This is a genomic window from Bacillus sp. AFS055030 (genome assembly GCF_002574545.1).
Lineage (GTDB): Bacteria > Bacillota > Bacilli > Bacillales > Bacillaceae_G > Gottfriedia.
The window spans coordinates 18,799-27,936 of sequence record NZ_NUGT01000032.1; the positions used below are offsets into that span (position 1 = coordinate 18,799).

8 protein-coding genes are annotated in these 9,138 nt (G+C 32.1%); 1 reads left to right on the forward strand and 7 read right to left on the reverse strand.

Annotated elements, in window-relative coordinates:
* Positions 1–15 precede the first annotated feature (15 nt).
* Positions 16–1,767: a glycoside hydrolase family 13 protein gene (locus CN925_RS13450; RefSeq protein ID WP_098846735.1), complete on the forward strand. Its 1,752-nt coding sequence runs from the start codon at positions 16–18 to the stop codon at positions 1,765–1,767.
* A 90-nt stretch (positions 1,768–1,857) separates the two neighbouring features.
* On the opposite strand, the gene CN925_RS13455 is transcribed toward CN925_RS13450, so the two are convergent.
* The 7 genes from CN925_RS13455 to CN925_RS13480 form a co-directional block, all read right to left on the reverse strand.
* On the reverse strand, positions 1,858–2,292 hold the full coding sequence (locus CN925_RS13455) for a GNAT family N-acetyltransferase (RefSeq protein WP_098846736.1): 435 nt from the start codon (positions 2,290–2,292) through the stop codon (positions 1,858–1,860).
* Between the two features lie 23 nt (positions 2,293–2,315).
* The gene (locus tag CN925_RS13460) at positions 2,316–4,091 is read right to left on the reverse strand and encodes an ABC transporter ATP-binding protein (RefSeq protein WP_098846737.1); all 1,776 of its coding nucleotides are present in this window, start codon (positions 4,089–4,091) and stop codon (positions 2,316–2,318) included.
* Positions 4,088–5,827 carry an ABC transporter ATP-binding protein gene (locus CN925_RS13465; RefSeq protein WP_098846738.1) on the reverse strand — a complete coding sequence of 580 codons (1,740 nt, stop codon included), beginning with the start codon at positions 5,825–5,827 and terminating at the stop codon, positions 4,088–4,090. Before CN925_RS13465 ends, CN925_RS13460 begins: the two co-directional genes overlap by 4 nt.
* A gap of 429 nt (positions 5,828–6,256) precedes the next feature.
* A complete protein-coding gene (locus CN925_RS13470) occupies positions 6,257–7,462 on the reverse strand; it encodes a hypothetical protein (protein WP_098846739.1) in 1,206 nt (401 codons plus the stop codon).
* 56 nt (positions 7,463–7,518) lie between these two features.
* A complete protein-coding gene (locus CN925_RS21775) occupies positions 7,519–7,929 on the reverse strand; it encodes a YiiX/YebB-like N1pC/P60 family cysteine hydrolase (RefSeq protein ID WP_483295197.1) in 411 nt (136 codons plus the stop codon).
* Between the two features lie 57 nt (positions 7,930–7,986).
* A complete protein-coding gene (locus CN925_RS21780) occupies positions 7,987–8,241 on the reverse strand; it encodes a hypothetical protein (protein ID WP_483295196.1) in 255 nt (84 codons plus the stop codon).
* A 255-nt stretch (positions 8,242–8,496) separates the two neighbouring features.
* Positions 8,497–9,042 carry a DUF1572 family protein gene (locus CN925_RS13480; RefSeq protein ID WP_098846740.1) on the reverse strand — a complete coding sequence of 182 codons (546 nt, stop codon included), beginning with the start codon at positions 9,040–9,042 and terminating at the stop codon, positions 8,497–8,499.
* Between the last annotated feature and the right edge of the window lie 96 nt (positions 9,043–9,138).

A 9,138-nucleotide genomic window follows, 5' to 3' on the forward strand; every position in this document is an offset into this window, starting at 1 on the left:
GATGGAGGTAGCATAATGTTAAAGCAAGCCATATATCACCGCCCTAAAAACAACTATGCATACGCTTACAATAATGAAACGCTACATATACGTTTACGTACAAGTAAAAATGACATTACTTCTGTTAATCTAATACATGGTGATCCATATGATTGGAAAGATGGGGCTTGGGTAATAAATAAAACAGAAATGAAAAAGAGTGGTAGTACTGAATTATTCGATTATTGGTTTATTGAAATAAAACCTCCTTTTCGTAGACTGCGATACGGTTTTGAGATTAGTAGTTTAGATGAAACAATTACATATACTGAAAGAGGATTTTATGATGAAATTCCAACAGACGATACAGCTTATTACTTCTGCTTTCCATTCTTAAACGAAATAGATGTATTTAAAGCACCAAGCTGGGCAAAGGAAACGGTATGGTATCAAATTTTCCCAGAGCGCTTTGCGAACAAAGACCCGTCAATCAATCCTGAAGGTGTATTAGCATGGGAAAGTGAAGAGCCTTCTTCAAACAATTTCTTCGGGGGCGATTTTGAAGGAGTTATTCATCATTTAGATCACCTTGTCGAATTAGGAATTAGTGGAATTTACTTTACACCAATTTTTAAAGCATTCTCAAATCATAAATATGACACAATAGATTATATGGAAATTGATCCACAATTTGGTACAAAAGAAACGTTTAAGAGATTAGTAGATGAGTGTCATAAAAGAAATATAAAAGTTATGTTGGATGCTGTGTTTAATCATTGTGGTTATTTCTTTGAACCATTTCAGGACGTTTTAAAAAATCAAGATAAATCAAGATACAAGGACTGGTTCCATTTAATAGAATTCCCGATTGTAACTGATCCCGTGCCTAACTATGATGCATTTGCTTTTGTACCTTCAATGCCAAAATTAAATACTGAGCATCCTGAAGTTAAATCGTATTTATTAAAGGTTGGTAAATACTGGGCCAAAGAATTTAAGATTGATGGATGGCGATTAGATGTTGCAAATGAAGTAGATCACGCATTTTGGAGAGAGTTTAGAAAAGAAATTAAATCAATCAATCCTGAACTTTATATTTTAGGAGAAATTTGGCATGATTCAATGCCCTGGCTTCTTGGCGATCAGTTTGATGCGGTAATGAATTATCCTTTTACAAATGGAGCATTAGATTTCTTTGCTAAGGATAAAATTAATGCAGAAAAATTTACGAATATTATTAGTGATGTACTTCATTCGTATCCACAAAATATTAATGAAGTAGCTTTTAACTTACTTGGAAGTCACGATACTCCTCGTGTTTTAACAGTTTGTAACGAAAACATTGATAAATTAAAGCTTTTATACACATTTCAACTATCATTTCCAGGAGCTCCATGTATTTATTATGGAGATGAAATCGGCATGACGGGTAAACAAGACCCAGACTGTCGTAAATGTATGATTTGGGATGTAGAACGTCAAAATCGTCTACTCTTTAACTATATCCGAACATTAATAAAACTTCGAAAAAAATATAAGGCAATCGGTAATGACGGTTCATTTAACTTTATCGAAGTAAATAACGATAAAAACGTCATTGTCTATTCAAAAAAATTTGATAATGATACATTTATTTTTATCTTAAGTAATAATCCAAAAAAAATTACCATTAAAACACCTGATTTATTAGTTGGTAAAACGATCATAAATGTTCTTACAAATAAAAAAGAATCATATGATACTAAGTTTACACTTAAAAGTTTTGGGATTAAAATTTTAAAACTTTAGAATAAGAAAAGATGTCTTTGAGATCTTTTTCTATTGAAATATCAAAACTAAATCATAAAAAACCCTAAAAATAATTAGGGCTTTTTATGATTATTCAATATCTTTACTAAAAGAATAAGAAAGCTTTTTATACTCCATTTTATGTTCATAAAAACGATGCGCATTAATTCTTTGGACACCGGATTGTAGTGTAACTAATTGACAGTCATTTCTTTTTCCAAAATCAGAAATAAAATCAAGTAATTTCTTACCGTAACCATTTGAGCGTTTACTCTCATCCGTCACTAAATCATAAACAAATACATGTTTACCATTATAGAAATTTGTTATTATACTAACTCCAGCGACTGCAACCGTTACTCCTTGATCTTCTAACGCAAATAAATGATATCCTTGTTTTTGCATTTCTTCATACAAATTAAAAAACGATTCTTCGTTTAAGTGGGTACGAAGTTGTTTTAATACTTCAAAGCCTTTTCTTAACTCATCTTTTGTTTCGTAAAGCTTTATTGAAATATTAGCCATTTTAACACTCCTATTTAATTTGTTTACGATACACTAATTACATTTTCACCAGTTTCGGCTTCTCTTTTAAATAATCTTGAATAAACGCCATCTTTTTCTAATAAAGAATGATGCGTACCTTCTTCTACTACTTTACCATTTTCTAGTACAACGATTCGATCAGCAGTTAATACGGTAGATAATCGATGTGAAATTACGATGACAGATTGTTTTGATTTTCGCTGTTGAATTGCTTCATTTATTTGCAACTCTGTAATCGGATCTAAAGCGGAACTTGCTTCATCCAAAATTAGAATAGGAGAGTTTTTCACTAAAGCTCTTGCTAAAGATAATCTTTGTTTTTGACCACCAGATAATAGTGCCCCACGCTCACCAATTGATGAATCTAGCCCTTCTGGTAATGAATCTAGAAAGTCTGATAATCCACTATCTTTTAGCGCATTAATCATTTCATCGTCTGTCACCAATTCATTTCCTATACGAATATTATCTGCTAAACTACCATTTCTTAACTGGACATCTTGTGAAACAAATGAGATGGAATCTCTAATCCATTTTGCATTTGCTTTTTCAATTGGTAATCCATCTATTTCTATTATTCCATCATTTAACGGATAGAAACCTAATAATAAATCTACAATTGTTGACTTTCCAGCACCACTTGGTCCTACTACAGCAACCGCTTCCCCTGGTTTCACATGAAATGACAATCCATTTAACACAAATTCTTCCTTCGTTGGATACGCAAATTTAACATCTTTAAATTCAATTAACCCGTTAACCGAGGTTAATTTTTCACCTTCTTGTACTTCAAACTCTGAAACTTTTTCAGCTAACAATTTTTCAGAGCGATCTAATGCTGGACCAGTTCTACGTACTGATAGCCAGTTTCTAAGCATTCTTTGAATTTCATTAGCCGCAATCGTTACCAGTCCCCCAGCCGTATACATTTGTCCCGTTGTAATTTGATCATTTGAAATTAGTAAAACACTTATAAAATAGACAGCTGCTAAAGCAAATCCATTATAGCTACCAATTACGACAATTGATTGCATTCTTGCTTTTAATTCGATGATTGATTCCTTCATAAATGATTTACGGATATCGGCAACACTTTGAATTTCATAATCCGTTGCCCCTAGTATTCTTGAAAGTTGAATCCCTGTTACTGATTCACGTAATCTTTCTAAATACCGTGACGCTTCATTTCTAGCTTTAGCTGAAGCAATTCTAGTACGAGCTCCTACTTTATTAGAAGTTAAGTAAAATAAAACACCTAAAACAACACTAGTAATCATTAAATACGGATTAATCCAAAGTAAGACAATACTATAGATAAATACGCCTTGTACAGAAGCCATAAAAGTAGAGCCTTCCCATGCTAAAAAATTATGCAGTGTATCTGGATCATCAGATACTCGTGCTAATAATTCACCAGATTTTGATTGATGAAAGTATGAATAAGGTAAAATTTGCAAGTGCTTAAATAAACGTAATTTTTGCCAGTTTGTAACGGATTTAGCAATATGATGACAAAAATACTCATCAATGACCATTAAAATTAAATCAAGAATTGCAGCAATAACAAGCAACCACATTAATCCCCATAATAATGCATTGTCATGATTTGGGAGTATATGATCAATTAACCAACCCGTTCCGAGTGTTGGTATTAATGCTGCACAAACTTGACTTAAAGCAATTACAAATGAATCTGCAAATACCCATTTTTTATGAGGCTTGAGAAAATTTATGACTCTTTTTCCATCGCCTATTTTTTTAGTATTTTTCTGCATCATACAGCACTCTCCTTTTCTAGTTCACTGTATTGAGCCATATATAGTTGATAGTACTGACCTTTCAATGATAATAATTCTTCATGAGTGCCTTGTTCAGCAATACGACCTTTATCTAATAACAAAATACAATCAGCATCTTTAACAGTTACAAGTCGATGGGCGATCGTAATGGTTGTACGACCTGGTATTAACTTTTCAAGTGAAGATTGTACTTTTTCCTCTGTTTCTCCATCTAATGATGATGTAGCCTCATCGAAAATTAATACTGGAGGATGACGTAATATTGCTCTTGCAAGTGCTACTCGTTGTCTTTGACCACCAGATAATTTCAATCCTCTTTCACCAACAATCGTTTCAAAACCATCTTGAAGTGAATCAACTAAATCAGATAAGTCCGCAGCTTCAACTGCAAGCCCAAGTTCTTCATCAGTTGCATTCGGTTTAGCATATAGTAAATTTTGCTTTAATGTACTATTTAATAGAAATGTTTCTTGTGAAACAACACCAATATTTTGGCGTAATGATTGATAATCATGAGCTGATAAATCTTTACCATCAACAAAAATCGATCCTGATGAAGGCTGGTATAGGCCGAGTAATAACTGAATTAAAGTACTTTTTCCCCCACCGCTTGAACCAACAATCCCAATATGCTGACCTGCTTTAATTGAAAATGAAACATCTTTTAAGACTTCTTCCGTTGAATTTGGATAAGTAAATCGAATATTTTTAACTTCTAGATCACCTTTCACTACTCCAAATTTTGGTAAATCATCAGGTTGTTCTGCTGGTAGGTCAAAGTACTCATATATTCTTTCAAGTGCAGGAATTGCTTGTTGAATTGTTAATGCGTTTTCAGCTAACGAGCGAACAGGCATAAACATTGTCGGAATAAAACCTAGAACAGCAATTAACGTACCAACTGAAATTTCATGTTGCCAGATCGAATATCCACCAATTAACATAATGACCCCTGGTGCACCATTATTAAACACATTTCCTAAACGCCAATTAACCTTCCCAATTAAAGCCAAACGAATGGCAAATCTTTTCCATACAGACAGCTTATCTTCTAATTTTTTATTTTCTTTATCCTGTGTTTGAAACGTTCGCACTAAACGAACAGATTCGATACTTTCTTGAGTGTGATTATATAAATCAGCACTCATATCACGAGCTATAGCGCCCATTATTCTTACTTTTTTACCAATTAAAAAAGAAGGAACTAAATAAATCGCAAATACAATAAGCATGACTACAGCAGCTGGCCAATATAAAGGAAACACCGCTATAAATGCTGCAATTGCCGCAATTACTTGTTGAATAAAACGGGGTATAACTGTATTATTCAAGTTTTGAACAGACTCTACATCATGTGTTAGCCGATATAACATATCCCCTCGTGGTGTTGTCGAAAAAAACGTCATCGGTGCTTTTTGAAGCTTTGTAAAAGCACGTAATTGCATATCTGTAATGACATCTAAACCAATTTTCACTTGAATAAATTCTTGTAATGATTCAAAACCAACCTTAAATAAGAATGAAAGCATAATCCCTAAAATTAAATAAAAAATCATTTTCGAATCAGGACCACCAACAATCTCATCGACCAATTTACCAGTCAAAATCGGCGGAATAATCGCAAATGCGCCAGCAATTAATGAACATGCAAAAGCAATCAAAAATACTTTCCAATACGGTTTAAAATGCTTAACTGTTTCGATTAAAATTTTCATCTATTGCCATCCCCCTAACCTGTAACATTTTACAATATTTTCGAACTATTTTCACTATTAAAATTTTTACCAGGATTAAAGTAATTGTATAAATGGATTTTCCGAGATATTTTTTCTATTTATGTTGAATAAAAAATCCCGAAAGTTCCTCATTATCCCTTTAACCAATCTCAAGATATATTCTAATCTTTCAATTAATCGATTTCTTCATTATATTGATTGAATTTTTTTACACGATTTGACTGAATAAGCATAAAAAAATCTACAACATTAGTCGTAGATTTTAAGAAGTAGCTATCTATATTTACAAGCTATAAGTATCGTCCCTGCCCCAAATAAAATACAAAATTGGCGCTAATATTGAGGGTAGATAATATTTTATTATATTGGGTGATTTTGCAGAGAAATTCATCAGCAGTTTGATCAATATCAATGTAATATTTTAAAATCGTATGCATGAACGGATTTCCCTTTTACTGATGACAATATTTCCTCTACTCCTTTCATTTGAACTACATTTGTTTTTTTGCCAGTTTCCAGAGAATATTGCTCAATATAATATTTAACTTTCTTTTTTGAATCATACCTTACAACAAACATTGAATCATTTTTGAAATATGTTTGCTCTCCATAGCGATATGGCCCTTTTCGTGGATTTTCAATTGTAAATTTCTTTTTCACTAGATTACTAGTAGTGTCCATTGTGTAAACTTCACCTAATCCATTTGCAAAGAAAAGCTCTTTTCCATAAAGATAAATCGAATCATCTGGACTGTAAGGAATTGTTGCGGTCAATTGATTGCTGGTTTTATTTTTATAGGAAACAAGAGTGATTAAATCTTGCTTTAATGTTTTCTTATTAATTCGCAATAGTACTTCATTCTCATCTTTCAAATTCTCTTGTTTACTTTCCCCAAGTACCATGTAGTAATAATTTTCATCACTAATAATCTGTGAACTAGGACCGTAGCTGTCATAACCAGATCGTTTTTTTAGCTCGGTTAAATCTTTTATTTTTAGTTTGTTGTCGTCGAAACTAACTTTCCGTAAATGACGAGTATTTTTCTCAATATCTTCTGTTAAAATTAGTATTTCATTTTTATCTACACCTGATGTAGAAATATAATGGGGTATATTTCCTTTTTTAAATCCTTTCTCATTTCCATATAATACATTTGAAGCATAACCATTTTTTACAAAACCTGAATTAAAAATAGTAAAATAGAGATTTAGATTTTTTAAATATCCCGTTTGTTCTCCCGTATGTTGATACTTCATTTTAACTTCTTTATATTTATTCCCAATTAATCGTAGCGTTTCTTTATCTTCTAATAAAAGGCCAGTTTCACCTACCCCAACACTACCAAGTTCTAATCCTTTCATTTTATAACCTCTAGCTACACCGTCATTATCAACAAAGATCACAATACTAATCCCTCTATCATCCATATCTTGGTCCGCTGTAGAAGAATAATATAAGACGGCTTGTTTATCATCTAAAAAGTTATTCTTTCGAATGGTCTCCTCTTTTAGGATAAATGGAGAAACTCTAATCTTATTAACAATAAAATAACAACTGTAAATAACAAGTAAGGAAGCTAGAAATAGTATGATATATTTATACTTTCTTTTCATTTTTTTCTCCTAAACTTTACTAAAAGGCAATAAATCAAACTGTTCAACTTAAAATTTTATATTTTACGGACTAGCGTTGTATCTTTCGAATCACGAATATCTCTTGGATATACACCATTTCCTTTGTCTTTATCTAAATCTAAATCTGCTTTTAACTTATATGCAGACCATACTAACTTTGCACAATTTTTAGCACCATAATGATCTGTTTTACGGTTCGTTGCAAAATTGTAAGTGTAATCATCTTTACCAACTCGACTGTATGCCCAGTCGGCAGCTGCATTTCGTTTTGCAGTTGTAGTATTAACGGATTTTACTTGTGCATTTCCTTTGTCTACTAGTCTGTTTTTGTAATTTAGTTTACGAACTCCCACTTTTGGTACAGATTCAACTACAGTTTCAGTATTATAATACATCCCTACATGTCCATGATTTAAATAAGCAGTTTGTGATGCAGTATAGTAAATCTGGCCTTTTACTCCTTTTCCAACAGAAACAGTACCACCACTGCCCCCTCTAGCTTTTCAATTTTCTGATAACCCCTGAGTTTCGTTTTGTTTAAGCTCACTAAAAAGTTGTTCCAATATAATTTCTTGCGTATCACCAGTGTTTTCAGAAATGGATTCTACGTCTTTTAACAATTCTTTTTCTGTAACATCTGGTTGTAAGGCTAAAATTTCTTTTACATAAGGTAAATCGTTTGTGTTAGCATAACTAATAGGTGTGATAGAAAGGACTAAACTTGCAGATAAGACACTTACTCCAATTAATTTTTTCATTTTACCGTCTCCTTTTACAAATTATTTTATATTTGTAATAGAGAGTGATATGTGAAGTATACTAATTTCTCTGTCGAATCATTTATCACAATTCTATACAAGAATATTATACAAGGAAAAGTTTACTAAAATTCACTTAATTTAAGACTCTTTTGTGACACTTCTTTTTTTTCGAAAATCCTTAAAATCGGCTATTTGAGTCAAGTTTGCTTCACAGCTATCAAAGTCTACTTCCTTGATAAAAAAATCTACGTCCTAAGTCGTAGATTTTTTTGATTCATTCAGTTTGTATTCTAAGAATTCTTGAGATTTTCCTTTTGGGATACTCAAACTCTTAAATTCCTTATTTTTTATTAGCTTAGCAATATAAACAATTTGACCAATGTGATTTCCGTAATGACTGATTTGTCTTTGTATTGCTTGTAAAACGGTATGATCTTCTCCACGTATTTTAATCGTTTTTAACGCATCTTCTTCTTGTAGACTTTCTAGCGTGTTAAATACGACATTCCATCCTTTATTCCAATCTGCTAATAATTCATCCTTTGATTCGTATTTTCCTTCAAACTCAACATCACGATTTCGCCATGGTTTTTCGCCATCTGTCGTGAGAAAATCCGTCCATCTAGACATCATATTGCCGCTTAAATGCTTTACAATGATGGATATACTATTGGATTCACTAGAAGGTTTGATGTGTAACTCGTCATTATTTAGTTGATCCATCGAACAATCACCAAGCTTTTTTATCCCTTTGAATTCCTTTAAACTATTCGAAAGAAAATGTTTTCCGATTGACATTCATACCCCTCCAATTTTTTAATGTCCTTCAATCAATTGTATGAATAGTTCACAAACTTATTAATTCATTATCTAGTAATTTGTTTTTAGAAACTT

Bases quoted from the DNA above. Each gene is read 5' to 3' on its own strand.
- CN925_RS13460 (WP_098846737.1), bottom strand. From the start codon at position 4,091: ATGATGCAGAAAAATACTAAAAAAATAGGCGATGGAAAAAGAGTCATA.
- CN925_RS21780 (WP_483295196.1), bottom strand. From the start codon at position 8,241: ATGAAAAAATTAATTGGAGTAAGTGTCTTATCTGCAAGTTTAGTCCTT.
- CN925_RS13465 (WP_098846738.1), bottom strand. From the start codon at position 5,827: ATGAAAATTTTAATCGAAACAGTTAAGCATTTTAAACCGTATTGGAAA.
- CN925_RS13450 (WP_098846735.1), top strand. From the start codon at position 16: ATGTTAAAGCAAGCCATATATCACCGCCCTAAAAACAACTATGCATAC.
- CN925_RS13480 (WP_098846740.1), bottom strand. From the start codon at position 9,042: ATGTCAATCGGAAAACATTTTCTTTCGAATAGTTTAAAGGAATTCAAA.
- CN925_RS13470 (WP_098846739.1), bottom strand. From the start codon at position 7,462: ATGAAAAGAAAGTATAAATATATCATACTATTTCTAGCTTCCTTACTT.
- CN925_RS13455 (WP_098846736.1), bottom strand. From the start codon at position 2,292: ATGGCTAATATTTCAATAAAGCTTTACGAAACAAAAGATGAGTTAAGA.